28 protein-coding genes and 1 pseudogene are annotated in these 24,900 nt (G+C 41.6%); 10 read left to right on the top strand and 19 right to left on the bottom strand.

The annotated features are described in order from the left end of the window. Window positions 1-187 precede the first annotated feature (187 nt). The 4 genes and pseudogenes from AACT19_RS00620 (at window position 188) to AACT19_RS00605 (ending at window position 4,874) form a co-directional block, all read left to right on the top strand. Window positions 188-1,021 (top strand): YeeE/YedE thiosulfate transporter family protein, encoded by an 834-nt coding sequence (locus AACT19_RS00620; RefSeq protein ID WP_371690344.1) that lies wholly within the window; start codon window positions 188-190, stop codon window positions 1,019-1,021. Between the two features lie 46 nt (window positions 1,022-1,067). Beyond that, window positions 1,068-1,796 (top strand): DUF429 domain-containing protein, encoded by a 729-nt coding sequence (locus tag AACT19_RS00615; protein ID WP_076644792.1) that lies wholly within the window; start codon window positions 1,068-1,070, stop codon window positions 1,794-1,796. 82 nt (window positions 1,797-1,878) lie between these two features. Continuing rightward, window positions 1,879-2,688, top strand: a pseudogene (locus AACT19_RS00610) (M15 family metallopeptidase). A 305-nt stretch (window positions 2,689-2,993) separates the two neighbouring features. Further along, on the top strand, window positions 2,994-4,874 hold the full coding sequence (locus AACT19_RS00605) for an ATP-dependent zinc protease family protein (RefSeq protein WP_076644791.1): 1,881 nt from the start codon (window positions 2,994-2,996) through the stop codon (window positions 4,872-4,874). A 156-nt stretch (window positions 4,875-5,030) separates the two neighbouring features. Here the strand turns inward: AACT19_RS00605 and AACT19_RS00600 are convergent, their stop codons facing one another. Genes AACT19_RS00600 through AACT19_RS00575 form a run of 6 tightly spaced genes read right to left on the bottom strand, consistent with a single transcriptional unit; the run spans window position 5,031 to window position 7,144 of the window. After that, window positions 5,031-5,168: a hypothetical protein gene (locus AACT19_RS00600; RefSeq protein ID WP_165689832.1), complete on the bottom strand. Its 138-nt coding sequence runs from the start codon at window positions 5,166-5,168 to the stop codon at window positions 5,031-5,033. Window position 5,169: 1 nt separating this feature from the next. After that, entirely contained in the window at window positions 5,170-5,313 is a 144-nt protein-coding gene (locus AACT19_RS00595; protein WP_165689831.1) for a hypothetical protein, read from the bottom strand. 15 nt (window positions 5,314-5,328) lie between these two features. Next, window positions 5,329-5,610 carry a ParE family toxin-like protein gene (locus AACT19_RS00590; RefSeq protein ID WP_065682674.1) on the bottom strand — a complete coding sequence of 94 codons (282 nt, stop codon included), beginning with the start codon at window positions 5,608-5,610 and terminating at the stop codon, window positions 5,329-5,331. A 59-nt stretch (window positions 5,611-5,669) separates the two neighbouring features. Then, a complete protein-coding gene (locus AACT19_RS00585) occupies window positions 5,670-6,371 on the bottom strand; it encodes a hypothetical protein (protein ID WP_076644790.1) in 702 nt (233 codons plus the stop codon). After that, complete coding sequence (locus AACT19_RS00580) at window positions 6,361-6,693, bottom strand: hypothetical protein (RefSeq protein ID WP_054542203.1); 333 nt, start codon at window positions 6,691-6,693, stop codon at window positions 6,361-6,363. The genes AACT19_RS00585 and AACT19_RS00580 overlap by 11 nt, the downstream gene beginning before the upstream one ends. Then, the gene (locus AACT19_RS00575; protein WP_083717859.1) at window positions 6,683-7,144 is read right to left on the bottom strand and encodes a hypothetical protein; all 462 of its coding nucleotides are present in this window, start codon (window positions 7,142-7,144) and stop codon (window positions 6,683-6,685) included. Before AACT19_RS00575 ends, AACT19_RS00580 begins: the two co-directional genes overlap by 11 nt. A gap of 482 nt (window positions 7,145-7,626) precedes the next feature. On the opposite strand from AACT19_RS00575, the gene AACT19_RS00570 reads away from it, so the two are divergent. Further along, complete coding sequence (locus AACT19_RS00570; protein WP_339373535.1) at window positions 7,627-7,953, top strand: M48 metallopeptidase family protein; 327 nt, start codon at window positions 7,627-7,629, stop codon at window positions 7,951-7,953. A 292-nt stretch (window positions 7,954-8,245) separates the two neighbouring features. Here AACT19_RS00570 and AACT19_RS00565 read toward each other — a convergent pair whose 3' ends face one another. Then, the gene (locus AACT19_RS00565) at window positions 8,246-9,085 is read right to left on the bottom strand and encodes a hypothetical protein (protein ID WP_076644788.1); all 840 of its coding nucleotides are present in this window, start codon (window positions 9,083-9,085) and stop codon (window positions 8,246-8,248) included. A gap of 177 nt (window positions 9,086-9,262) precedes the next feature. Between AACT19_RS00565 and AACT19_RS00560 the strand changes: the two genes are divergently transcribed. Further along, on the top strand, window positions 9,263-9,607 hold the full coding sequence (locus tag AACT19_RS00560; protein WP_076644787.1) for a hypothetical protein: 345 nt from the start codon (window positions 9,263-9,265) through the stop codon (window positions 9,605-9,607). A 66-nt stretch (window positions 9,608-9,673) separates the two neighbouring features. Here AACT19_RS00560 and AACT19_RS00555 read toward each other — a convergent pair whose 3' ends face one another. From AACT19_RS00555 to AACT19_RS00535, 5 genes are all read right to left on the bottom strand, one after another. Next, on the bottom strand, window positions 9,674-12,451 hold the full coding sequence (locus AACT19_RS00555; protein WP_076644786.1) for a TrlF family AAA-like ATPase: 2,778 nt from the start codon (window positions 12,449-12,451) through the stop codon (window positions 9,674-9,676). A 239-nt stretch (window positions 12,452-12,690) separates the two neighbouring features. Continuing rightward, window positions 12,691-13,926 carry a helicase RepA family protein gene (locus AACT19_RS00550; RefSeq protein WP_076644785.1) on the bottom strand — a complete coding sequence of 412 codons (1,236 nt, stop codon included), beginning with the start codon at window positions 13,924-13,926 and terminating at the stop codon, window positions 12,691-12,693. Between the two features lie 82 nt (window positions 13,927-14,008). Further along, window positions 14,009-15,166, bottom strand: a complete 1,158-nt coding sequence (locus AACT19_RS00545) for a site-specific integrase (RefSeq protein ID WP_076644784.1) — start codon at window positions 15,164-15,166, stop codon at window positions 14,009-14,011. 255 nt (window positions 15,167-15,421) lie between these two features. Continuing rightward, window positions 15,422-16,711 carry a tyrosine-type recombinase/integrase gene (locus AACT19_RS00540; RefSeq protein ID WP_076644783.1) on the bottom strand — a complete coding sequence of 430 codons (1,290 nt, stop codon included), beginning with the start codon at window positions 16,709-16,711 and terminating at the stop codon, window positions 15,422-15,424. Between the two features lie 221 nt (window positions 16,712-16,932). Then, window positions 16,933-17,616, bottom strand: coding sequence for a hypothetical protein (locus tag AACT19_RS00535; protein WP_131825214.1), 684 nt, complete (start codon window positions 17,614-17,616; stop codon window positions 16,933-16,935). A 130-nt stretch (window positions 17,617-17,746) separates the two neighbouring features. On the opposite strand from AACT19_RS00535, the gene AACT19_RS00530 reads away from it, so the two are divergent. Together AACT19_RS00530 and AACT19_RS00525 are read left to right on the top strand one after the other, a co-directional pair. Further along, on the top strand, window positions 17,747-18,829 hold the full coding sequence (locus AACT19_RS00530) for a hypothetical protein (RefSeq protein WP_076644781.1): 1,083 nt from the start codon (window positions 17,747-17,749) through the stop codon (window positions 18,827-18,829). A 180-nt stretch (window positions 18,830-19,009) separates the two neighbouring features. Further along, a complete protein-coding gene (locus AACT19_RS00525; RefSeq protein ID WP_076644780.1) occupies window positions 19,010-19,657 on the top strand; it encodes an inovirus Gp2 family protein in 648 nt (215 codons plus the stop codon). A gap of 39 nt (window positions 19,658-19,696) precedes the next feature. Here AACT19_RS00525 and AACT19_RS00520 read toward each other — a convergent pair whose 3' ends face one another. Together AACT19_RS00520 and AACT19_RS00515 are read right to left on the bottom strand one after the other, a co-directional pair. Then, a complete protein-coding gene (locus tag AACT19_RS00520; RefSeq protein ID WP_076644779.1) occupies window positions 19,697-20,143 on the bottom strand; it encodes a hypothetical protein in 447 nt (148 codons plus the stop codon). A 107-nt stretch (window positions 20,144-20,250) separates the two neighbouring features. Further along, entirely contained in the window at window positions 20,251-21,240 is a 990-nt protein-coding gene (locus AACT19_RS00515; protein WP_076644778.1) for a GTPase family protein, read from the bottom strand. A 77-nt stretch (window positions 21,241-21,317) separates the two neighbouring features. On the opposite strand from AACT19_RS00515, the gene AACT19_RS00510 reads away from it, so the two are divergent. Then, the gene (locus AACT19_RS00510) at window positions 21,318-21,545 is read left to right on the top strand and encodes a helix-turn-helix transcriptional regulator (RefSeq protein ID WP_076644777.1); all 228 of its coding nucleotides are present in this window, start codon (window positions 21,318-21,320) and stop codon (window positions 21,543-21,545) included. Here the strand turns inward: AACT19_RS00510 and AACT19_RS00505 are convergent. Both AACT19_RS00505 and AACT19_RS00500 read right to left on the bottom strand, forming a co-directional pair. Next, window positions 21,542-22,510 (bottom strand): helix-turn-helix transcriptional regulator, encoded by a 969-nt coding sequence (locus tag AACT19_RS00505; RefSeq protein WP_076644776.1) that lies wholly within the window; start codon window positions 22,508-22,510, stop codon window positions 21,542-21,544. The genes AACT19_RS00510 and AACT19_RS00505 overlap by 4 nt on opposite strands. Before the next feature lie 181 nt (window positions 22,511-22,691). Continuing rightward, the gene (locus AACT19_RS00500) at window positions 22,692-22,943 is read right to left on the bottom strand and encodes a hypothetical protein (RefSeq protein ID WP_076644775.1); all 252 of its coding nucleotides are present in this window, start codon (window positions 22,941-22,943) and stop codon (window positions 22,692-22,694) included. 139 nt (window positions 22,944-23,082) lie between these two features. On the opposite strand from AACT19_RS00500, the gene AACT19_RS00495 reads away from it, so the two are divergent. Next, window positions 23,083-23,424: a YkvA family protein gene (locus AACT19_RS00495; RefSeq protein WP_076644774.1), complete on the top strand. Its 342-nt coding sequence runs from the start codon at window positions 23,083-23,085 to the stop codon at window positions 23,422-23,424. Between the two features lie 3 nt (window positions 23,425-23,427). On the opposite strand, the gene AACT19_RS00490 is transcribed toward AACT19_RS00495, so the two are convergent. The 3 genes from AACT19_RS00490 to radC are packed head-to-tail and all read right to left on the bottom strand — an operon-like array spanning window position 23,428 to window position 24,814. After that, window positions 23,428-23,865, bottom strand: coding sequence for a DUF2787 domain-containing protein (locus AACT19_RS00490; RefSeq protein ID WP_019823996.1), 438 nt, complete (start codon window positions 23,863-23,865; stop codon window positions 23,428-23,430). Between the two features lie 38 nt (window positions 23,866-23,903). Beyond that, window positions 23,904-24,350: a DUF2787 family protein gene (locus AACT19_RS00485; protein WP_076644773.1), complete on the bottom strand. Its 447-nt coding sequence runs from the start codon at window positions 24,348-24,350 to the stop codon at window positions 23,904-23,906. Next, window positions 24,347-24,814, bottom strand: a complete 468-nt coding sequence (gene radC, locus AACT19_RS00480) for a RadC family protein (RefSeq protein WP_076644772.1) — start codon at window positions 24,812-24,814, stop codon at window positions 24,347-24,349. Before radC ends, AACT19_RS00485 begins: the two co-directional genes overlap by 4 nt. Between the last annotated feature and the right edge of the window lie 86 nt (window positions 24,815-24,900).

The following is a 24,900-nucleotide window of genomic DNA, read 5'->3' as shown; positions in this document are numbered from 1 at the left end:
GGTTTAATTATCAAAACAATTATCCCTGTTCGGGCTTGTCCTTGCACGCTGTTATTGGGTCTTCTGACTATATTTAACCAACGACAATAATAAAATCAACGTAATTCGGAGGCCATGTATGTTGTTTATTCTCGCTTTGCTCTGCATCTTCTTGTTGGGATATCTTGCCCAAACTACCGGCCTTTGCATGGTTCGGGGCGTTAAAGAGGCGACAAGCGGATCACCAATGTTGATTGTCGCGATTGTGTTTAGTGGCTCATTGGCTTGGGTGTTTATGGCATTAGGATCGGCAGTGGAAGGACGAGCGTTATCTTCTGCGTTTTGGCCGAGTCTGTTTTCTCTGTTTGGTGGTTTTCTGTTTGGTATTGGCGCGGCAATTAATAGTGGTTGCGGCGTCTCTACGGTGAGTCGTTTAGCTCGTGGCGAAGTGGTTATGTTGGCGACCATATTAGGGTGGTTCGTTGCTTGGTTGTTGTTTGCTCCAGCTTTACCGACGGAGTTAAAAGGTTCTCGGTTGGTTTTATCTGATTTTTCCCGATATGCATTCCTTGGGGGCATTTCGTTCATTATTGTGGTGAGTTGCTACTTCATGAATGCGGTAAATCGCAAGTTATGGTTCTCAATGTTGGGGATTGGGTTAATGGCAGGCTTTGTTTTCTTGTATGAGCCACACTGGACGCCAAGTGGATTGTTGAAATCTATGGGGACTTCTCTTTGGCACGGCAAAGCCGAAGATTGGCCAAGCAGTGAGCGCTTTATATTGATGATCTCTCTGTTAGTTGGAATGGTCAGCGCCGCGTTGTTTACTGGGTCTTTTTCTTTGAGGTTGAGTCCGATACGTCGATTGGGTAAACACTTGGTTGCTGGTGTGCTTATGGGCTTTGGAGCCGTAATGGCAGGTGGCGGGAACGATACTCAGCTGTTAGTGGCGATGCCAGTGCTGTCGTTGGCGGGTGTTTTTTCTGTGTTGAGTATCATTGTGGGCATATATACCGGAGTTAAGTTGATTCAAAGCCGATAGTTAGCGACAGTACGTAAATAACATGAGCACGTAATTTGAGAACACAATGAAATACATCGGAATTGATGGCTGCAAGGCGGGTTGGATCGCTTGGATTGTCTCTAACAACGAGATCCCTACGTTCAAAGTGGTCAACACGCTCGATGAGTTGGTCGATGAACTTACAGGTTCGACGACGTTAATCGATATGCCGATTGGCTTTAGTGACTCGCTCACTCCAGATAGGTTATGCGATAAAGCAGCAAGGCGCTTTCTAACCAACAAGCGTGGCTCTTCCGTTTTTCCTGTTCCGTGTCGTGAGGCGGTTTACCAAACCGATTACATCGCAGCGTGTGATGCTAATGTGGAGCAGCTTGACAAGAAGTTTTCTAAACAGACTTGGGGAATTGTGCCTAAGATCCGCGAGCTTGATGAGTTCATTGAAACTCATCCCAATCTTTCTATCAGGGAATCACATCCAGAGGTCGTGTTTGCAGCTTTGAAAGGCGAACCATTGACGTTTTCTAAAAGAACTCAAGAAGGTAAAGAGGAACGGCTTTCTATTATTCAGCAACTCGCCCCTCAATGGTGTGACCGCTTGTCGTTGGCCATTTCAAATACCAAGCGTAAAGACGTCGCGATAGACGATATTTACGATGCGTTCGTACTGATGTTGGTTGCCTATTACGCTCCGCAATTATCGACCTTACCTGAGCCTTCTGATGTTGGTGGAGAAGCGGATGTCGACCAGAACGGACGAGTTCGAGAGATTGTCTATTGGAGTAAAGCGCGCTAACAAAGCGTGCGCTCAACTTGGCTTAATATGCTATTTTCCAACTTCTGCTACTTTTCACTCTTACTATTTTTGAGTCTTTGATATGAAACGTTTTATTGTCGGCTGGCTGGCCATTGTGCTCAGTGCTGCGACTTATGCCCAAGTTGCCCCTATATCTCAATGGCAATGCGACACGATGAAAAAGAACAATGTCTTGAGTAGTGGCGCGCCTGTTGGTTGTGAGCGACTATCTAAGGTGGATTTCGATTTCATTAATTTCAAAGGGGAAATGCAACAGGGCAATATGATCGTGCTTGATGTTATTGCGCCTGCTGTTGAACAAATCTTTTCAGAGCTTAAACAGCGCAATTTCCCTCTTCATTCTGCTCGCTTAATGCGTGAATTCAGAGGTGACGATAACGCCTCAATGGACGCGAACAACAGCAGTGCGTTTAACGCTCGTCCTATTACAGGCGGAGGAGGTTGGTCGAAGCATGCCTATGGTGTGGCAATCGACATCAACCCAGTTCAAAACCCTTTCTTAGAGTTCGATAGCAACGGAAAAATAACGGTAAAGCCTTCATAATCTGCGACAAGTTATGTGAACCGTACTCGCTTTCGTGCGCGTGATGAAATAGAACGCAGCGGCATGGCAGAAGATGTAGTGGCGCTGTTTGCCCATCACGGATTTATGATCTGGGGAGGGGATTGGAATAGCCCCATCGATACTCAACATTTTGAGGTCGGCTCAAGAAAGTTCGTCAATCAACTGCTCTTTAAACCAAAACCTGAAGCCAAGGTGTTATTTGAGCGTTACGTCGAATCTTATCGACAGTGCTATCTCAAAAATAAAGGTGAGGACGCAGAAAAAGCTCGGGCTATCTGTGCAAAGAAAACAGTCGGGACTTTTTAGTGCTATGTTTATCTAGAACCGTTTGTGTTTTAGCAAGTTAAACTCGCTTCAGGTGTGTTTTGAATAGCTAAGGTCAGCGCTCGTCGTTGGCCTTTTTTGTATTCATTTCTCCAATAGAACACCGAGCATTGAAAAGGTTATTGGGTATCCATTAGTCAATAATCGATAAGTGAATGCAGCGCAAAGTCATCGGTTTGTCATTGAAAAACTCATAGCGTTAACGTTTTGTGAGAACCATTACTGGTGGGGGAACTCTTTACCGAATCGCCAGTATTATTAGTGAACTGATCACAACGGACCAACTAATGAAAAAGATACCTTTGGCTCTAACTCTTTTAAGCACTCTACTTTTTTCACAATATACTTTGGCTACTGATACTTCACCTACCACTCAAAACCCGACTTACGAACTCGATGGTAAGGCGGTATTAGGCCGTACAGAGAATGTGTACCTCTCTAGCGTTCAAGGGCTTAAAGACGTTCCTTTCATTGGTAAAATTGATACCGGTGCAGAAACCACTTCTATGCATGCGGAAGACATTCATGTGAAGAGCACGAATGCCGATTACAAGAATCTTAAAGACAAAGAGTTGATGGCGGCGTTAACCGAAGACTTGTTGAATAATTCCGATGTTGATTACGATGATTGGGATGGCAGTACCTTTGCGAAATATGAAGCTGTGGTGTCTTTTAAGGTTCAAAACCCACGTACGGGAGATATGGTATTAATCGAAGCGCCTTTAGAGCGTGTCAGCATGATACGAAGCCGCACCAGCAGCACGCCTTTGCTTCGTCCTACCGTAAAAATGTCGCTCACCATTGCAGACCAAGAGCTAAAAACCGACGTTAACCTGACCGACAGAAGCCATTTCTCTGCGCCAGTGCTGATTGGTAAAACCTTCCTTGCTGACAACGCTTTAGTGTTTGCGGGCTATGACTACTTGCAAGAGCAGGAAAACGCGACGGTTGTTGGCCGAAAAGAGGTGGTGTCTATCTCGGGAATGGCGATGAACGCGACCTTCTCATTAAAAAATCGCTACAGCATCCTTCATGCAAAAGACATCGATGTAGATAAAAAGAACAGTGAAGTGACGTTTGATGTGTTCGACAACGATGGCAAGCAGAAAGAGATGACACTGCCATTAGTTCGTATGTTAAGCGTGAGTGGTAAGAAAAGACCTTTGGTGTATGTGCCGGTTCAACTCGATGAAAACACAACTAAAGACGTTCTGGTGTACCTACGTGAGCGCTCGAATAGTGAGTCGCAGTTGAGATTTGGTACCAGTACAGCCAGTGAACTTTTCATGATTGACACCAATGCAGAAAATATTCTTTCTGAAGGTTCAGAGAGCTTTAGTGATGTTGCTAAAAAGAGTGAACCTTTGGTTATTTCTCCAGAAGAGGACATCACCCTTGATGACTTCCCTCTAAAGGCCGTTGCCTCATTCACTGTCAACACGCCTTTGTTAAAGGTCGACAGTTTTGAAATGACAGGTAAAGGCAAAGATGCCTCCGTTGAATTTTACCTTACGGATGTAAACGGTGAGAAGCAGAAGGTGACCAAGCCAATTATTAAGAAGCTTAAAGTCGGTGATGATACTCGTCCGGTAGTGAGTGGTGAGTTTGCGGTCTCTGGAAACGTTCGTACGCAAGAGTTTGCCATCGATGTGCTCAATACGAATGAGAAAGAAGCGTACTTTATTTTAGGCAAGAAGATGGCAAAAGACGGTGTGTATGTGAACACTCGCTCTGACTATCTTTTGAAAGCTGAGCCGCTGTTTAAAGTAGGACACATTGAAGTTGTTGAAGTCAACGGCATGAAGTTCCCAGCCAAGTTGGATACTGGCGCGGATGTGAGCTCAATGAACGCAGTCAACATCAAACGATTTAAGAAAGACGGCCAAGACATGGTGAGTTTTACCTATCAAAACAACCAAGGCGATAAGCAAGATTTCACCAAGCCAGTGATTGATGTAATGCGCATCAAAGCCAAGAAAGGCGAGAAGGTGAACATTCGTCCTGTAGTAGAAATGAAGGTTAAGCTCGGAGACCTAGAGAAAGAGGTGAGGGTAAACCTTCAAGATCGCTCTCGCTTTGAATACAGCATGATCTTAGGTAAGAACTTCTTAAAGCACGGCGCAGTAGTGAGCAGTGATGAAGATTACTTGTTAGGTGATATGGAGTAACACCTAAACCAGCTTTAGTTCGCAGTAAAGCAGTTCCAAATGGCCACACATTTCAACAATAGGATGTGTGGTTTTTTATTGAGAGCCTAAACGGCTAACCATCAATGCCTTGTGAACAAGTTAAAAAAAGCGGCTCCTTAGAGAGCCGCTTATTACTTAGTCATCACCTAAATAATCATCATTATTTGGGTTATGTGCATCAGACCAATCATCCATATCAGCATCGTTGTTTGGGTTGTTGATATCTGACCATACATCGAGCTCGTCTTGAGACATATCACTTGAGTTTGGCATATTATTTCTTCCCTTGTTGATTAGGGTTTAGTTGTTTACCGCGGTTGCCTTTGTTCTGATCATACTGACGGTTAGTGCCGCTTGTTCCCTTGTTGGCATTAGGGATGTTTGCTGCATTGTCTGCTGGTGTGATTTTCTTAGCCATTGTCAATTTCCTTGTTTAATAACTAGCCTTGCGGATTTGTTTAATGATTCGCTCAAATCCTTGCCTAGTTGTGATTGCTTTGGGATAAAGCCCATCAGGAGCAACACGCCAAACAAACCGGAACCCTCTACCCAACTTAAACCTAATATAGGTCGGACAAGAGCGGATCTTTTTACCCCCTAAATTTGGGTATAAAGCTCCAGCTCGGAGTTGGGCTTCAATACTGAAAGCTCGCTCTGCATAGCATGGAGGAAGTTGAGATTGGAATGTATCAATAAGCTGTTTAGTTGAAGTCATTCTTGCTCTCCCTGATGAACTGATAGCAAGAATGATTGAGTGCACTGCACTCGCAACAACTAATTTAATAAATTATTTAATAGGTCATCGAACTCGACGGCTTCGAGGTATTTCTGCTTGATAAGGGTTTGGTATTGAGCCAGCGCAGGAGTTGTATTTCCTAGAGAGCATGCTGCAAGGTAGGCTTTTTCTATATCCTGATTGAAAAAGTGCATGATCATTGATTCACCTTGTGTCAGCAAGGCGCTTTGAGCCAATAGAGTCTGCATTACACTGGTTACGCCATTGAGAGAAAGTTGCGGTAACTCTTGAAAAGGTTTTGGTAACTTTTCCTTACTCAGGTCGATGTGTTCTGATTTTAATTTTACGATCAGCTCTGACAGCGTAGTCGTTTGAATGCCAACTGCGAGAATAGATTGTCTACCCATGACGACTGTTTCTAAAAAGTCCGCCGCTTCTATGCGTTTTTTAGAATGAGAAAAGATCTCTTTGACTCGTTTACTATCAGCAAAGAACCCTTGTAGCAAAACGGCATTATGGAGTTTGGTTAGGCTATTACTTGCAATGAGCAAGTTGTTCTTTGTTGAGCCCAGCGCCATAGGCTCTTTTTTAACCTCAAAGAAACCTTTGCTTCTTACTAGTGGGTACACCAAATCTTTGAATGATTTATGTTCGGCTAACTTTATGTTAAATAGCTTCTTAATTGCATCAGGCGTTGAGATGTAGCTATCGGTTGAGGTGTAGCTATCGTTAGATTTCACACGATAGCTCCAATAGTTTTCGCTCTGGCAACGGCTTATCTTTTAATGACTCGCGTGCAATAAACTGTGCTCGCTCATACCAATCTGAACGGCAGCCATATTCGGACTTTTCATATTGGTCAATCACTCCCAAGCAGTATCCTGCACGTAAACTTTCTGATAGCGATGTGGTTTGTGCCGCTAACAATCGTTTCGAACTTTTGGAGTCATAAATATTGATAAGTTCAACACAGCTATCGACCAGAGAGAGTTTTTTAGCATTGGAAACCATTGGTAAGATCGCTAGTGCAATAGCAAGCATGGCGTGTTTTTTATTGAGCATTTGTTACCTCAGCGTCCGTTTGTTCTTGTTTAGTATCGTTGTCGTTATTTGGGGTTTCTAATGGGGTGTCTGAGCCTAGGTTTAGAATCAGATCCTGGCTTGGAACTGCAATATACAAGCACAGTAATATAATGCTGAAAGAAAATATTTGGTCGTAACTTTGCTCTAGCAATAACAGGTTTTTAAAGTGCTCGGTACCTTCGAATAGGTCAATAAAAACAATCGTACTGGCACAAAGTAACGCAGCCGTAATGAATTTTCCGTGCCATAAAAACGGGGTGCTAATGATATGCCACCAGCGAAGTGAGGTTTTTTTTGTATATACCCAATAGCGTTTTAGCAACACAAGAAATGAGATAAAAAAGATAATCTCGATGGTTGATACATCAGAGAACCCATCTTGATATTCAAAAATATTGAGTAATTCAAAACTGATGACTGCAATACTCATACTGACGAGGAAAATGTAAATTAACGCTTTTAAAATAAATCCTAGCAAGCGACTTAATGTCCAATCAGCCTGCTGTAAATAGTGTTTTAAAGAGGGCGTAGCCAATTTGGGCTTCGGGGTATCGTTGTTGATAGTGCTCTGCTCATGATTTGTTTACGTAATAGATATTTTACATACATCACGGGTGTTTAATTGCATAAAAAATAGATATTAATATGAAATGTTATGCAAATCATGGATTGCATCGATGATTTGTTGTGTTTGCACTCTTTCATTGCCCCACCAGCCCTACGACAATGCGAGAGTATGTGTCAGGTTAGTCATTGCCATACTTAGGGCGGAATTATCGCTTAAAAGTGCTTAAAAGTGCTTAAAAGTGCTTAAAGGCGACTTAAAGCCTACAAAACTACTTAATGGACGTATTACGGTCACCGTTCCCGACCCATCCACACAAACGCACTATATTCGCCGAGCTTTAACGAATTGGTATAAGCAGCCATGCTGATAAGAAGATTCGAGAGAAGGTAAGGCGTTACGAATCGTTGGTGGGCGTTGAAACGGGAGTTGTTCGTACTAAAGAGTTTAAGAGCAGATGGGGCAGTTGTACCCCTTACGGTGATTTAGAATTTAACTGGGTGATTGTCATGGCTCCCAACAGGGTTGTTGATTACGTAGTGGTGCATGAGCTTTGTCATCTAATCCACCATGACCATTCGCCACAGTTCTGGAAAGAAGTTGAACGAGTCATGCCCGACTATAAAGAGCATAAAGAGTGGCTTAGAGGAAATGCACAAAATCTAATCATATAGTGCGTACGTTCACTAATGTAAAAAGACATCCTCAAATGAGACATAAAAAAAGGGCCAACTCTTTCGAGTTGGCCCTTTCCAAACGTTTGGTGGAGCTGGCGGGAGTTACCACCAAAACCATACTATTCAATCACTTAGTTGTAATTGTAAGTTGTTGAAAAGGTACCTTAGTACCGTGTCTTAGGGCACTACTTTACCGGTATTGTAAGGCTATGAAAAGAATCTACTAAATGAAAATGTTGGACGCCAGTTCAACTCCCTATATGGGAGATGAACCTACAGCAGTTGTATATTATTTAGCAAAGGGGAGGGTACTTGTCAGACGTTCAATTGACTGGGTCTGGTGAGGGGATAAATGATGACACCTGAGCTCTGTGAGGGACTTTCTTATTCTATTTTCTTGTCGGCGTTTCTGTCTTAGATTCTCTTCTATGCTTGCTGTAAACCACTTCTCTACCTGACTTTGTAGGGTATTAAGTAACTTTACTGTTTGGTGAGCTTTTTTGGCTTCTTGTTGTTGATATCGCCATTCTTCTAGGCGGCGTCCACGAGCAGGTGTGTGAGGCTCATATAATTTATGATCTATGCAACAGTGTTTGAGGATGGCGGCATTAAAGGAAGTCTTGATTAGTTTGGTGGATTGCTTTCTTTGTATATCTTTTAATATGCGGTTGGCGACAACTTTGCCGATCATTAAATGAACATGATCCCCAGCCCCTAGCTTACCCATTTGAGGCTGTTGATGAAGAACGGCTCGAACTAAATATTTAAACTCAGCTAGCTCTTGCTCGTTTAGGTTTAACTGTTTAGAGAGTGCTTTACAGCAGTCGTTTAAGACTAGTTTCCATTGTTCCACACTCGGACGTATACCTCGAGGAAGAGTAAGGCAAAACTCAACGGCGTAACTGGAAAGAGGCCTACCCCGTCTCCTATGTGCAATTTGATTTGCTCTAAACTGCTCTCCTTTTAGAGCTATTCTTTGTGAGGTTTTTTGGGAGCCTATGAGTTCTATGATGCACTCTGTATCTTTATGATTTTTGTGAGTGGTAGAAGTTAAGTAGACTTCTCTAGTCATGACGCCGAAAGCAGCGTTTTTTACCGATTGCGTTGTCACCGTCCAGTTTTTCAACATGTTTTCTTGAAGGGTAGATCTTTGTAAAACAAATAGTAAGTCAATGTTTGTGGAAGCCTGTAGTTCCAGATAGGACAATTGCTTCGCTTTGTACCACTGGTAAGAGGGGAGCCCCTCTTAACTCCCCCCGATTTTTGCTTGACGCAAAAATATGTATGCTTAAAGAAAGCGTATACCATGACAAATAAACATACCCAACTTGCAGACGCTCTAGCGAAAGCGATCCAGATAGATACAGCAAGCAATATTAGGAAAGAGGTAGAAGGAATAGTTTTAGAAAAATGTATGAATCGAGGGTTTATTTCAAAGCAAGATGAAGACAGCTCGAGCGTTAAGTACCTGTGGGTGAAAAAAGTTATTCGTAACGATTATGAAGCGTTGAGTCTACGAAGGAAGTCACCTCTAAAGGTCAAAGGCGTTTTAGATTTGGAGCTATATTATGATGACTTAGATGATATGGCAGAAGAGATTATAGAGCTAATGTCGACAAGGCTTTTACAGATACAGATTCCTCTGACTTAATCAATATCGCACTAATAATGGATCCCCACTGTTAGTGCGATATCAAATTCTGAGCTCACCAATGGACTAGATTGTGTCGCCACTAGAAATTCGTTTGTAACGCTTCCTCAAGGCTTCTTGTCCTCCCTCCATAATGTCGCAAACTTCTTTTCTCACTTCTTCAAGGGAGAGTCCTCCTCCAACTTTCAAAGAGACTTGACCTCCAGAAAAATGGAGAACGTTTACCAGATCCGCATCACCGTTAACGACGATATTCGGGTTATGAGTAACCATGATTATCTGTCTACGTGTTCGATTTTCGTGTATTTGTTTCACAATAAGATTGTAAATTAGTGCATTGTCTAAATCATCTTCGGGCTGATCAACGATGATAGGTGCTTCGCCGTGGCTAAGAAGAAAAGCAAGGATAGCAGCAGATTTCTGCCCAGCAGAACCCTTTGTTATACTTGTGAAACGAGGAGTGCTTCCTTGCCCCATATTTCTCGCAAACCTTACATCTAAAAAGTCATCAGGTAACCAGAACTCGATTTCATCTAAGAAAGTAGGGCTATCTTTTGCTTTTTTCTTGATGTAGTTTGTAAAATGCCCATTGACACCACTTACTGATGAAGTCCCCCCTTGAGCAATTGTAATTACTTCATCTTTTATTTTATTGAGCTCTTCTATCGCAAGTGCTTGTATGTCAGGTGTACTCTTCGATAAGTCTATATCCATCATCGCGCAAAGTAAGCCTGTATGACCTTCGCTGTCAAAAATAGCGCTGGAGAACTTTTCAGCATCTATGCCCAATAGATTTCGGAATTTCTCTTCTAAATGACTCTTGTTTATATAGGGCTTTAACGTCATTTTTACATATTGGTTGCCATCTAATACTTGATCGAGAAATCTCTGACGATTGCGATGAAGCTCTTCTCGTAACTCAATTGCATCTTCAATTAATTTTGATTTTTGCTCTTGAAGCTCTATCAGTTCTTCTTTTAGCTCTTCGAATTTTTGGATTGAGACAAGATGCTTGTCTCGTTCAGCCACCCAGCCCTTATATTGTTCTGGTGTAGTTACTGCGTTAGCGTCGGCTGTGTCTTCTGTTGACGCCAAAATTGCGTTATACGAATCAATCACCTGTTGGTTTTTTGTATTCCAACTAGATTTCTGTATGTTCTCTTCGTACTTCTGCTTCGCCGTTATTAGATCGGTTTTCAAAGTTACGACTGAGGATAATACCTTTTGAATCTCTTCTAGATAAGATGTGTGGAAAGATTGCACTTCGGTGATGTGGTCTTGCGTAAATGGATCAGTTGTTTCAGGTAAACCTAATTGATCGAATGATAACTGACCGATTTCATCTAGTAGGACTGTTAAAGGTGTTGTATCAGTATGTTCTTTAAGAGCTCTATCAATAGTTAATGCGTTGCGGTAGTCTTCAAAAACAGAAGCGACACCGCTTTTTTCGAAACGACTAATGTCAGTATTTAGATCTTTAAGCTTTGAGTTGATCTCCAGTTCATTTTCTAGTTTTGTATTTATAGTCCTGATAGACAAACAAACTTCATCGTAAGACGACTTTAGCTCTTGGAACTTTGTGTTCCACTCACTAGCGTTGACATCGGTGTCTCTGTCGACGATTTCAAGCAAACCTGTAGTGTTTGTTGCAAAGGCATGAATTTGCTTTTGACTGTATATGTTTACTGGGAATCGTTCTCTAATATTATTTCCATCGTTGTTCCATGCACCATTTTCGTCCAGCTTCTCTACACTGCTAACTGTGCCTTGGTACCATTCGCTTTTGTACTTCGTTTGATTACGTGTAAAGCTCAGACTTACCCTAGTTTCTGGCTTTACAACATCCTTATGGAAAGACTCTATCTCAGCGGCGATTGATTTTAGGTCGTTTTCTTGAGGTTCGTGCTCACGCGATAAAGCTAGTCTCATAGATTCGATGACGGTTGATTTACCAGTACCTCGTCCACCGATGATAGTATTGAAGTGAGGGTGCAACTCGATTTTTGGTGGTACTCCTCTTGCACCGCAATGTGCCATCCCTTGGATAGTAATATCATTGATGTAAGCATTAGGGAGAGAGTTAGGGTTTGAAGATTGGTTAAGTACACTGAATTCAGAGTCTTGAAGGGAAAGGCGCAGAGATTCTATATCTATAGCCCCTAACTTGACCCAAGTGCAGCCTCCATCTTTCCCAATGTCATCGAGTTTATGAGCATCAGATCCTCGTACAACCGCAACATTTGAAAGTGCCCGTTGCAGCTCAATATCGAGAGAGGTTGATGTTCGATGATCCTTATCTAGATATTGAATCGCGATGATCTCATTTAGAATACTTTTCAAATCTGGTGTGCAGGTTGTTGTATTTTCCAAAAGACCTTTAGCGCCGTCAGCGTGTGCTGGGATCGCAATGCCACCTGCGTCATTTACCACAGTGATAACATCGGAAATTGATTTATAACTGGACGTGGTATCTGGGTCGCCGAATCCACTTGTAATACCGCACCCACCAAGAACTGCAGTGATGGTGTCTTGGTTGACGTTAGGATCGAAGATTGCAAGAAGGTGAATTCTATTTCCACCGTTAGCTAGTGTAATTTCTACACCCGGAAAAATATTTAAAGGTCTATACCAATCAACACTTGTGTCTAACTCGCTATAAGCGCTTTTTAAGGCGTCAACCCATCTACCTGAATTGTGATCAGTAATAGCGATACAATCGACTTCACGAGCCATTGCTGCTTTGAGCCACTGCTCTGGGGTTATATCTCGAGAGTCACGGTAATCTTCAGACTCGGGTGTGTGTGTATGGAAATCAAATTTGTACCACTTAGAACCTAATGACATTGCAAACCTTCTAGGACGGTTAAATTAAGAATAATTTATATGCCATAGATTTTACTTCAACAGAAACTGGGTGACTACTTTGACGTTCGCAAATTTGGGGGTGGGGGCGTAGTTAAGAAGAGCTCCGCTATCGCGGGAATCCCCCCTCGAATTGAATTTTCAATTCAACGCGAGGAGCGATTATATATTTACGTGACATGTGACAGACATATATGTCTGTCACATGTCACGTTAGGCTTTTATAGTACGGAAATCTCATCGCCGTCTTCCGCTCGCTTTCCTTGTTGAGCAATACGAATTCTATCTGACCTTAAAAGCTCAGTGATGGCTCTTTGTAACTGTTTTCTTTCTTTATCATCTAGCTTGTCTTGCAAAGGGTAAAGGTGCTCCCTCATCTGCTTTCTTGTAGTTTTTCCATCAGGCTGTTCTTCGATAAAGAGAAACATTCGGTTAGCTAGTTCATTGTTCGTGGTTTGTTTTACGATGGAGTCGGAGGATTTTACTAGTGTTGTTATTTCTATCCCCTCGTCATCGAAAATACCTAAATTGATAGTCTCTAAGCAAATCTCAACAGGGGGATGCTCCTCAGCATCTTTTTGTTTTGTACAGATGAAGTTTGCTGAATGAGTATTGTGGATACGCTGAATTTGAAATTCATAGTCACATGCGGCACGAAGGGAAGAGCTGCCGCGACCTCCCTTCGAAGTATCTTTACCTGTATGGTGAATTAATAAGACCGAGCAGCCTATTTCTGATTTTAATGAGTCACATTCGTTAATGAACTCACCCATATCTTTTTGTGTGTTCTCATCGCCTGAGAAGTTTCGAGCCAAAGTATCTAATATGATCAATGTAAACTTCACATTATTCTCTTTTTCTATGGAAGTTATCATGCTGATTAACGCACTTTTATCAGCATGAGAAGTTAGGAATATACTATGATCTAGTACAAACAAATTTTTTGCGTCGACATCATTTTTAATTTCCCAACCTCGGATTCGACGACTAGCACCTAACGCCCCTTCGGCAGCGACATATAGTGTCGCCCCCTGAGTTACACTATTACCACACCAATCCATTCCCGCTGAAATTGAGCACGCTAGATCAATTGCAATGAATGATTTGAGCGATGACGAAGGCGCAACAATTGCACCAAGAGACCTCGCAGGAATGATGTTGTTAATACACCATGTGACAGAGCGGTCAAAACCTTGTGAGCCTCTAAGAAACCTCAATACTTTGTGGGGGGTGATGTTCTTTGACTCAGGAGATGAGTCATTGATGACCTTCTTTTTAGGGGAATTTGAAGTAGAGGGGGTAGATCGATCTTTCGTTTCTCTTACGACATTCTGATTAGATAAATGTGGTTCCAATTTATTTTTGTGTAGAGGTGGTGCTACGTTTCTTTCAGAAGCGCTGCCCTCATTGTTATTTGTAGTTCGGGTAAAGAAAAAGCTTATGATTTTATTTAACATATTTAAGTTAACTTGATTCGAAGAATAAGAATGTGGCACTAAGAACCGCCTAGGTAGCTAGGCGGTAACGTTAATTAGATATTTAAGAAAAAGGGCGTAAGTGCTTGGTATGACTGCAATCAATAGATTCGATGATTGGCTGAGTTACTCTTGGGCTCATTGGATGCGAATAGCTTCGATTTGTATGCGAATTCAACCATTGGTCTAGATCTTTTTCTTCATCGTTGGATAAGTGTCCTGCGAGACTCATAATGCAAGGAAAGGAGACGTCCCTCTCTCGCAGTTCAGTGATAAAGCGATGACGAAATGAGTAACAATCGAACCCTTTCTTCAGTTCTAGTTTTTGACGACGTCGACTAAACCATTTCGATACATTATGGGAGAGGTAACCATTGACCTCTTTTAATTCTTTGAAAATTAGTCCGTCTTCTAGTGAATTAACGAACTTGAGAAAACCCAAGTCAATTAGCCGATGATGTATTGGTATCAAGCGTACAGAGTTTCTGTTTTTGATTCGTTGAGCTTCTAAGGTATCGTTTATGACTAAACAAGGGATGCTGTCGACGTTCACAATACTGGATGTATACAACGTACATAGCTCATTTAACCTAGCTCCAGTGAAACGAAGCAAAAGTGGGATCCAGTAGTAATATGGATGCAGATACTTGTGGTTAGCATAATCTTGCATAGCAAAAATTTTGCTTAGTTGTTCGTCACTGAATGGGTGGCGTTTGTTATAAGTCACTTCTGATTTAGATATTAAACCTGAGAACACATTGGTTTTGGTGAACTCTCGTTTGACACAATACTTTCCGAAAGAAGACCAACGTTGAACGATACCTAGGACGGTTGACTTTTCGATAGTATCTAAGCCGTGTTCTAGAGTGGCCACAATGGCTTCATATCCTTGAAGTTTCTCTAATTTCGGCTGTTGATTCCTACGTGCAGGAAACAAAAATAATGCCTGTGTTAGATCTTCCGCACATTGAAAGTCGATGTCTTTGATAGACCCTGCATTGCTAAGCTCCTTGAGTAGTTCAAGACTGTACTCGAGTGAGCGCATGTGTTTTCTGGATTTGTGCTTCTTTTTCTCCCGCTCTAGGAATTGGCTTATTTCTTGAGCTAGTGTGAGCTCTTCTTTTTCCTTCTCACTACGCAGCTTTGCGAATCCTATTTGACTCTTCAAATCATGAACTGAAAGGGCTGTTTTGACTTGCTTTGATACGAATGATGTTTTCATTGTTACTACCTGTTGCTGTAAGCTTCGGGCACACTTTAGTCTCGGTAGTGAGCCACCATCAACCAATATATTTTTTCATGCACTATTGATTTTTTATTTTAAGTGTATGAAATATAATGTTTTTTAGTGTTGACAGCTTGGTTGCATTTGGTAATAACAAGTGGATGTTTATGCTTTAACAAGAATAATTTCTTACCGTAATCTAACAGCTTCTCGAACTGGCAGTTTTTCTTTTTATTCCTCTTTTTAATTAATTTACGCCCCTATATTCCAAATCGTTCTACTTGTCTGGGGGGATATTTGGGGGACTGTGTTGATTGCTTCATTTAATCTGGACAGGGTGTGTCGTTTCCCATAGTGGTCATAGGTAATTGAGCCACTCCCATGACCTAAGATTGTGGCTGCGACTACAACGTTAACATCGGCACACTTTAAGAAGGTTGCAAAAGTATGTCTAAATGAGTGAAAGTCGTGTCCCTTCTTGAAGCCAAGGTCTGACTTAAAGCGTCCAAACCACTTACTAACGACTGTTCCGTACCCGTCACGCTTGAGCGTTAACTCACTGAATAATCGGTCGTGTGTTTGAGCTTTTACAAAGTCGAGGAAGCCTAGTTGAAGAAGTTCGTTGTGAATAGGGATAACTCTTTCGCTGTTTAGATTTTTAAGTCGTTGGTCGGGGTGTACTGCTCTAATCCGAATACACCATGTTTCATCGAGTCTGGCGATGTCATCGGTATAAAGTTGGCAAAGCTCATTTAGTCTAGCTCCAGTGTATATTGCGAGTAACGGCAACCAATATTGGTAGTGGTGCTTGAATATCTTTTTGGTGAAGATGTCGTTACTGAATATCTTTCGAAGTTGTTCAGTTGTGTAATGATTCTTTGAGTCACTATCTTTGCGAGTCTTCTTAAACTTAATTGATTTGAATGGGTTTACGTCAGTATGTTCATTCTGCAAGCACCATTCAAAGAATGAGGACAGCTTTTGTACATAGTCTTTTATACTGGATTCGGAGAGCCCCTGTTTTTTTACCTTTTGATTGAGACTTAAGATCTGTAAGTTAGTTAGCCCTTTGAACTCGGGAAGCTTTTTCGAATTCGCAGGGAAGCTTTTGAGTTGGTAGCGAATGCGCTCTGCGTCAGCTCTCCTGATATCCTTTAACTTCACCTTGTTCAATAGCTCAAGCACTATTCTACACTTCGCCTTTTGTCCTTCTAATGTCTTGGAGGTGACGTAGTCCGACTTGTAAGTGCAATAGAGTTCTAATAATTCGAACGGAGTGAGTTCTTTCTTCAACGTTCTTTTTGAGGACGTCGTAGGCTTGTCGTATGAGCTTGCTTTGATAATCGGTTCTTGAGACTGGGATAGAAGCATTTTTCTTGTTTCTATCTCTAACTCGAGGGCGGTAATTTTTGCTTGTTCAAGAACTGTGGTACGCAGAGAGCGTTTTATTTCTCGACGTCCACCAAAAAGGGGGCGTTGTATCGCTGGAATTTGAAATCGGAAATACCAAATTCCTGTTTTTGATTGTGTGAGATATCGCATGTTTAGTACCAAGTTTTAGTACAAACAGCCAAATAATCGAATCCAAAAATAAAAAAAGGGCGATAAGTCAGTAACTTATCGCCCTTTCCAAACGTTTGGTGGGCTGGCGTCATCTGAATTGGTGTTTTATCTCTTTGTTTTCATTTGATTTAAAGTTAATTTGATTATTTAAATACTGCTAATGGTACTGCTAAATATCAATCCTGAAGAGTTAAGTTCTACTAATTGCTTTTTTCTTTAGAATTCACATAAAGAGTAGCTCTGGTACGGCGAGATAGTGTCAGCTTAACTGGTAGGTCATCCTCTGGGTGGCTAGGCTTCCTTGGCTTATTAGAAGTTAGCCTAAGTGCTTCTAGCTCTGTATGTAGTTTTACAACCTCTTCATTTTTCGACTTCAACTCGTCGTTCAGTTCAATAATTTGAAGGTTTTTCGCTTTTAGCTCGTTACTTAGCTCAATGGCTTTAAGGTTTTGGAGTGTCAGAGTTTCTTCTTGATTTTTCTTTTTTCGTATTTTCTGTTCTTCCTGAAAAGCACTAGTTATTAGGCCTTCTATTGTTTCTTTGTAGCTATTCTTTCCTGCTAATTTTTTTAACTCTGTTTTAAGCTGTGAGGTCAACTCTAAGTTGTAATATGTTGCACCGTTACTCTTATCTTTACTTCTAGTTAGTTGTTTTGTCCAAGCTGCTTTTAGTCTCTTTAGTAATACCATTGCTTCGGCATCGTCCTTCGGCAGTGAGCTTACAAATTGCTCAAATATCTCTCCATTTACATCTTCAAAGATTGGTAATAATTGAAAAAAATTTTGTTGACGCGGATTAGATTTTTCACGGGAGTTCTTTAAGTATTGGGTGAGCCAAGCGGTATGCTTTTCATTTTTAAAGCTAAAGTCTTTCAGTATTTTCAATTTCCTAACCACACATTTCTTGCTTTTTTTGTTTGAGAATTGTACAGCCTTTGTTGTAGTTATGTCTGAGGACTTAGTCACAGTACATAGTCCAGATTTATAATAAAGTCTGGAAATAATACCCCTGAGTATGGATTTAAATAGTTTGATATACGCAAAGATAGTTTATTCACGCATTAAAGGTTTAAGTGCTGAAAGCAAAATGTTGCTTATTTTTATGTGTAGGGACATGTCACCAACACAAAATTACAGCAAGAGACTAATAGATATGGTTGAAGATTATGGTTTCTCTAGAACTCAGATTGTGAAGAGTAAAAAGCAACTGCTGAACTTGGGAGTTATTGTTCCGAATGTTAAAACCGATGATAAGCGATCGCGAGGAAGACAAGTATCGAGTTATCAAATCGAACAACAGGTTTTGGATAGCCTTATCGAAAAAAGTTCGGTGGAGTTGAGCTCCTTAGCTTTATCCAGAATTAGAAAGCTAATTCGTAGTAAGAGCATTCTCGCTCCCGGTTGTAGGATGCTAGCTACAATATTGGTAGGGGTATCAAATGGAGTGGGGACTGTAGATAACGTCGGTGTTGTCGAAATCGCTCATTGGATGGGGTGCACTGAAAAGAGAGTTCAATCGATGGTGAAGAAATTGAAGCAGATGGAAACCATCAAGCATTATATTCCCGGAGTTTGTCATCACTACCTGGGTAAATGTAAAGCAGTGTACTTTTTGGATTTACAGACGTTAGGAATAAAACGTCCCCAAGGTACAGAGATCCTATTTTCAGAAGGGGGGAGTATCGTCTCTCTGGTTGATGTTGATAGAGAGTATCATAGAAACAATAAACCTAAATCTGATAGAAGGACGTTAGGCAGATTTGCTTACTATGTTGTCTTGGAGCAACAATTAACTCATAGTTTACTGCGTCAGATTGATTACAAGTTAGAAGTGTTAGTTCTGGGGCTAATAAATTGTAAAAAAATATCTAAGGAAACTTGCATAGAGGACTATCGAAATGCAATTACAACTGTTTTCGAGAGGTTGGATATTACTAATGAGTATCAGAGGCAATTGCTAGAGTTTATGGTAAAGAGGGCAATCAGGATTTGTCATTTTGTTCTTAGACAACAGGACGCCATTACCGAGTTATCATTGGATAACATTGAGTTAAGTTATAAGTCTCCCATGGAGAGGTTTTTAGTCTTTTTCGATTAGTTTTTATCAGAGTAACAATTGCAAGTTTATACCTAAGATAATCCCTTACTATGCAAAGGAACCTTACTAAAGGTCGGGGGCGAAAACTGTCGGTAATAATATTATTACCTTTAATCTTATCTAATTAATTACAACAACCTATCTACCTATTGAGAACACTAACCAATAGGAATGATAGAAATGAACAATTATCTTGAACATGCAGAAATACTCACCATTGATGATATGGACTTGCCGGTATACTCCAAGAAAGGACAACTAAAAGCATCCTATCTCTCTTCAATCAAGAAAGCGTTTGATAATGCACTGGGTCAACATCCACGAACGTTATTACTGCGTGTGGATTTAAAGTACCCCACTGTGCTTTCAACAGGGGGAGTATCAAGTAAGCAAATCACTAAATTTCAAGAATCCTTTAAAGAGATGTTATCTGCCTACTTAAAGCGGAAGGGTAACAAACGACAATGTAAGCCAAGATTTATTTGGTGCAAGGAAGTAGTGTCTTCTGAGCATCCTCATTACCATGTTGCTGTATTGCTTAACGGTGATGTTTTTCAAAGTATCGGGCCTTATGACAACATTACGAGTGATTATATTTCAGGCATGATTTCTAAAGCTTGGGCAAGCGCTACAGGTATTAAGGTCGAACAAGTAAATAGTGTTATTAACTTCCCAGATAATGGTCGCTATGAAATTAATAGGCGGAACGATAGCAAAATCTTTGAGGAACAATACAAGCAAGCCTTCTACCGAGTCAGTTACTTTGCTAAGGGAGAAAGTAAACAGTATGGGAGCAGAGAGAAAAACTTTGGTAGCAGTCGTAAGTGATAAGGCAAAAAAGAAAGGCCCCTGTGGCCTTTCAGTTGTTTAATCCGCATTAAAGCGGTAACTACCTTCACTAGAGTGAATGTCAATTTGTAGGACTCTACAGGGCGTTGTAGTGACATAACCAGTAGACTCTCCGTACTTCAAATCCACTTCGGGATAAGGAAGCCATTTCACACCACCAGACTTGCTATTATTGGATGGCTTTTTGTAATCAGGGTTACTCATGTTCTTGAGTAACACTTCAGATTGGCTGTACTTATTCTTGTTGACGGTAATCTTTGGTGTTTCAGGTCTAGCGACTTCACAGTTACCTCGGTTGACTTCGATACCGAAGACAGTTGAGTAGTCAAAGAGGGACGTTACATATATTTTCGTTTTTGGTCCCCATCGGGTGTTGATGTCTTTGTATTCGACTTTGTAGCCTTCAGCAGACGCAGTAAAGGTCATAAGCATTGTTAGTGCTGCGGTAATTACAATAGGTTTCATGAGAGATATCCTTTATCTATTATTCAATGAATTGATACTAAAAGATGGCTACGACAACTTGTGTCGAAGAGAGTGTTGGTTTGTGAGGTTGGGCTGTATGAGACTACCTACCAGCCGAAGATGTAACGCAAGCCACCTAGGCAGGCTCCTAGCGCGCCTCCTATGACTTTCCCAATGTGTTGGCCTGTCGAGCCAAAGATGCTTCCTATTTCCTCCCCATACTCTGCACCTTTAGTTGTCGTATCGAAGATGGCTTCCCATAAGCTAAAACTGGTTTTTTTGTTGTAATCACTGGCATCGTTGTCTTCCCAATTCTCATGTCGAGGGGAAAGCGTACGATTCGCCAGTATGAGCCGTTTATTTTTTGGTAGGCGTTCAACAATCAGATACAACAGCTTGGAGAGGTTATAGGGACGTTGTTTGGTTGTGCCATCACAGTGACCAGCGACGTAGTAAATCGGTTTTAAATAAACCCCTGTAGCCCGTAGTACACGGCGATGAATGGAGTTCACCATGGCTTCTAGGTGAGCTTTTGCTGCGGAAGTTGGAGTATTACTTTCATGGTTCCAGGCTTGGTTCCCTTTCAAAGCATTATCTGCTTGATTGATGGCAATCATTAGACGGTGCTGAGCTTCTTTCCCTAATGCAGGAATAAGTACGTCGTTGATTAAAGTGGTGGGTGTCCCTAAGTCACGTGAACCCCCATCAAGAACGACAAGGACTAAGTCGATCACAAAACGTTTTTGGTCATCTTTGGCTTTCAATGTCTTTTCTAGTAAGCGAGCGTGTTGCTCATCTTCTTCGACTCCATCCCCTAAGCCCGGACTGTCCCAAAGAATTAGGTTGTTCAAGCGGTACTGACTAATTCCTTGGGTGTGTGGCTCACAGCTTGTACCTACTTCTGCAATCGCCATGTCGAAAAGGGCATTTATCGTAGAACTTTTTCCAGCTCCAGTAGCTCCCGTGATCAGGATATTGAGTTCTGTGGTTTTCATTTGTTCAAGGTTATCGAGTAGCTTAGTTCGCGTTTGTTCATTAAGCGGTGCTTGACGTATCTCGCTTTCAAGCGTGGTGAATAGGTCGTGATGTTCAGGCATAGGTGCTCCTTGGTTAGAGTGCGAAAAATTTACAACTAGCTCTCTCCTTATGACGAGTAATTCATGAGGAAAGAAAAATGAGACTAATTCGATTAAAAGAAATAATTGAAATGACGGGCTTGAGCCGTTCGTATGTATATAAGCTGATGGATGCAGACCAGTTTCCTAAGTCTGTCTCGCTTGGCTATCGATGTGTGGCATGGGTAGAAAGTGAGGTTCAAGATTGGGTGATAGAGAGAGTGGCGGATCGTGATGAGCGCTTAGGAGTACGCTCACCAATCTTGGATCAAGAGAGAATAGCCTAAGCGGTTTTCTCAGAACTTTTCTGTTTAGTAATGTCCCAAACATCATCCCCAAAACCACGTAACCATCTATCAAGTTGAGGTGAATCGATCACCGTTGCAGTGATTTGATATCCTCCGTCCACTAACTCAGCACATTGTTTCAACGACAAGGGTGTTTCAAGTAGGTGATACCCGCTTTCATGGGTAATGCAAAAAGATAGGTTTACTTCATTTCCTTCACCAAAGTAAAAGCGGCCATCTAGCTCATACCGTTCTAGGTCAAAGTCACTTGGGTAAGTAAAATCAAAAGTAGATACATTGACTTTATTGATGCGATGTAATGCCAGAGAGCGTTCGTTGGTGTGACCATGGAAGCGGCACACCAGATACAGACGACTGCCTTGTTGTGCTAGACCCAATGGCATGACGTCTTTGCTTTTGTACTCTAAGTTGGCATTGGTATAACAAATAGATAGATAACGATTGTGGAAGAGAGCATAACTAACCTTCTCAAATATTTTGTTGTCGATATGGGGAGGGAGTAGTGGTACGCCCTCATTAACAAAGCACACTTTTCTTAACCATTGGCGTTCTTTCATATTGCTGGTGGTTGGGAAAAGGTGTTGTTTAGCATCATTGAAAACACTGTCGAGCGTTTTCATTAAATTGACAGGAAGAAGATAGCGTAGATAGTTTTCAGTTAGGCTGAGCAGTACAGCCTCCTGTGGTCCATGTGATAACAAGTTCTGTGAGCGGCGACTGTAACCAAAAGGTTTATCGCGCGTATCTACATCGACATCATCAAAGAACTGAGCAATATCGGTGAGATTACGCTGAATGGTCCGCTCTGAACGAGCAATGCCGATTTCACTGAGTTGCAGTTGGATCTCTTTTGCTGTGATCTTGCGACTGTTAGGAATACGCTTATAAATCTCAAGAACCAGCTGTATGTAATGTTGTGAGCGATTAAGCTTGGTATCGTCCATAGATGGCTTTATTTTTTTAAGCGCACACCTCTCCGCTCATGTATGAAATGAGTAAAGACAATGAGCTAACGAATTGATTGAAGAGAGTTTACGAGGCGCTGCGTTGACTTGTGTCGCAGTGTTTTTGACTAAAATAAAGAAAGAATCGGACACGGAAGTTTACCGTGTCCCTTAGTTATCACTAGCGGTGACGACTTATCATGCTTTGAATCGCATCATCACTATATCCGCGATTTTTAAGCTCCTGACGAGCGGCTCCTATAGCCCATGTACCGCCTGAACGATTTGCAAGGGTACGTGCCAACTGATCATCTCCCTTACTTGCCGCATCGGCTTGTGCCTCTTTCATGTCACCGTACGTGTCAGAAGCTACTTTAGCTCCTGCTTGTGCGCCTGCTTTCGCAAGCTTTCCAACGTTGTCCCAAAATCCCATTTGGTGATCCTTTTTATTAAGTGTTGAGTGCCAATGCATAATACAAATTGATGCGTTAACTTATGTCGCCTTCGCTAAAGGTTGGTCTTAGAAATGAATGTGCTAGCCAGTATCCTGAAGCTTTAATGGAGGGCATACGATGCAAGACACCCAGCACCAAAGACATTTTAATGAGCACTCGTTTTGGAATAAGCTCAAACGCTACGCCAGAAAAGCAGGACGCGATGTTATTGAAACAGCCTTAACCCTTTATTACTGTGCGAAAGATAGCGATACACCACGTTGGGTTAAAACGGCGATATTGAGTGCTCTGGGTTACTTTGTCTTCCCTATTGACGCTATACCGGATGTGTTGGTGGGTGTAGGCTACAGTGATGACATTAGTGTATTGATGGCTGCGTTAGCTTCTGTTGGGGCCCATGTAAAACAAGAGCATAAGGAAGAAGCAAAGCAACAAGTGAAAGTCTGGCTAGAAAGGTAGGGGTTAGTGGGTAAGCTCGATGTTGTCGAAGCATTCAGATTTAACGTAATACAGAAAATTTTGTTCCCACATTTTGTACAGTTCATCAATTCCTTCAGAGCGAATGCTTTGCCATCCGGTTGCCACTGTAAAGACCACTTGATTCCCAAAATCAAAGTCTATGCAGCGTTCTAGTTCTGGGTAGTAGTTACCCATATAGGCAAAATCAGTGATGTAGAGAATGTCTAGCGTGTGGTCTTCCTTAATGTTGAGGCTTATTTCTACAGGATGGTAACCCCCTTCCTCTGCACTATAACTCTTGTCTCGAAAGTTAATCGTGACTGTAGGGCTGGTGGCTTTGGTCTCTTCTGAAGAAAAGAAATTCTGGCAGTACTGACTAAGTAAAGTTTGGAGTTGTTTTGATACTGGTAGAGATGGCGGGGCAAAGTTTAGAGTCGACATATTACGTCTCCTAGTGTTGGTGATAATGGGGTTTCGATCTATGAAGTGGCGTCAAAGGTACTGGTCATTGTTAGTTGGATATCATCATAATTACACTGCGTTAAATGACAGGCTAAGGTTTGCATCCACGCTTCTAATAGCGTTTTAATTTTGGGGTGCTCAAGACTTACCGACCCACAATCGGGCTGATAGCACCAAAGGTTAGGCAAGTGAAAATAGAGTTCAGGTTCTAGTTCGTGGCTTTGAGTATCTGAGTAGGAAAAGCTTGTTAGACAGATAAGCTGCCAAGGAGTGGAAAGGGATATTCGGTAGAGTTGAATTTCAACCGGGTGTAGCCCTTCTTTGGTTCTGTAGTAGCTTGTTTCTCTACAGTTAAGAATAATTCGCTGAGCATGACTAGGGATATCATACTGCTTGATAATCGCGAGTAAGCAATGATGAAAGGTATCGTTTAAGGCAATGTCGCCATATCTTTTCTGAATCATAGTAGCCCCCTTTCTGCAAAAGAGACGGCGCTATCCCCAATGACAATATGATCAAGAACCCGGATATCCACCAGAGCTAATGCATCTTTTAGTTTTAGAGTGATTCGCTTATCAGCTTGTGACGGTGTTGCATCCCCTGAAGGGTGATTGTGAGCAAAGATGACTGCTGCGGCATTTGTCTTTAATGCGGCTTTTACCACTTCTCTAGGGTAGACACTGGCTGAGTCAATGGTGCCAAAGAAAAGCTCTTCAAATGAAATAAGGTGATGTTGGTTATCAAGAAACATTACAGCAAAGACCTCTCTCTCATAAGCTTTTAATTTGCAAGAAAGGTAGGTTTTAGTGAGTTCTGGATTGCAATATTGATCGCCTCGGAGGCCCCGTGCTGCAAGGATTTCTGCGGCTGCGTCGAGCACCCTGTCGGCGGTGACAGGACCATCAAAATAGTAGTTGTTATCGTGCATGAAACACTCCTTAGAATGAGTTGAGTAGTAGGTGCACGAAGATGATATATATCTGAAATTATTTATGTTTTTAGCGTGGGCGGGTA

The organism is Vibrio sp. 10N.222.47.A9, assembly GCF_963872585.1.
Taxonomy (GTDB): Bacteria; Pseudomonadota; Gammaproteobacteria; order Enterobacterales; family Vibrionaceae; genus Vibrio; species Vibrio splendidus.
Note: the sequence above shows the minus strand (reverse complement) of the source record. Positions and strands in the feature narration are given on the sequence as shown.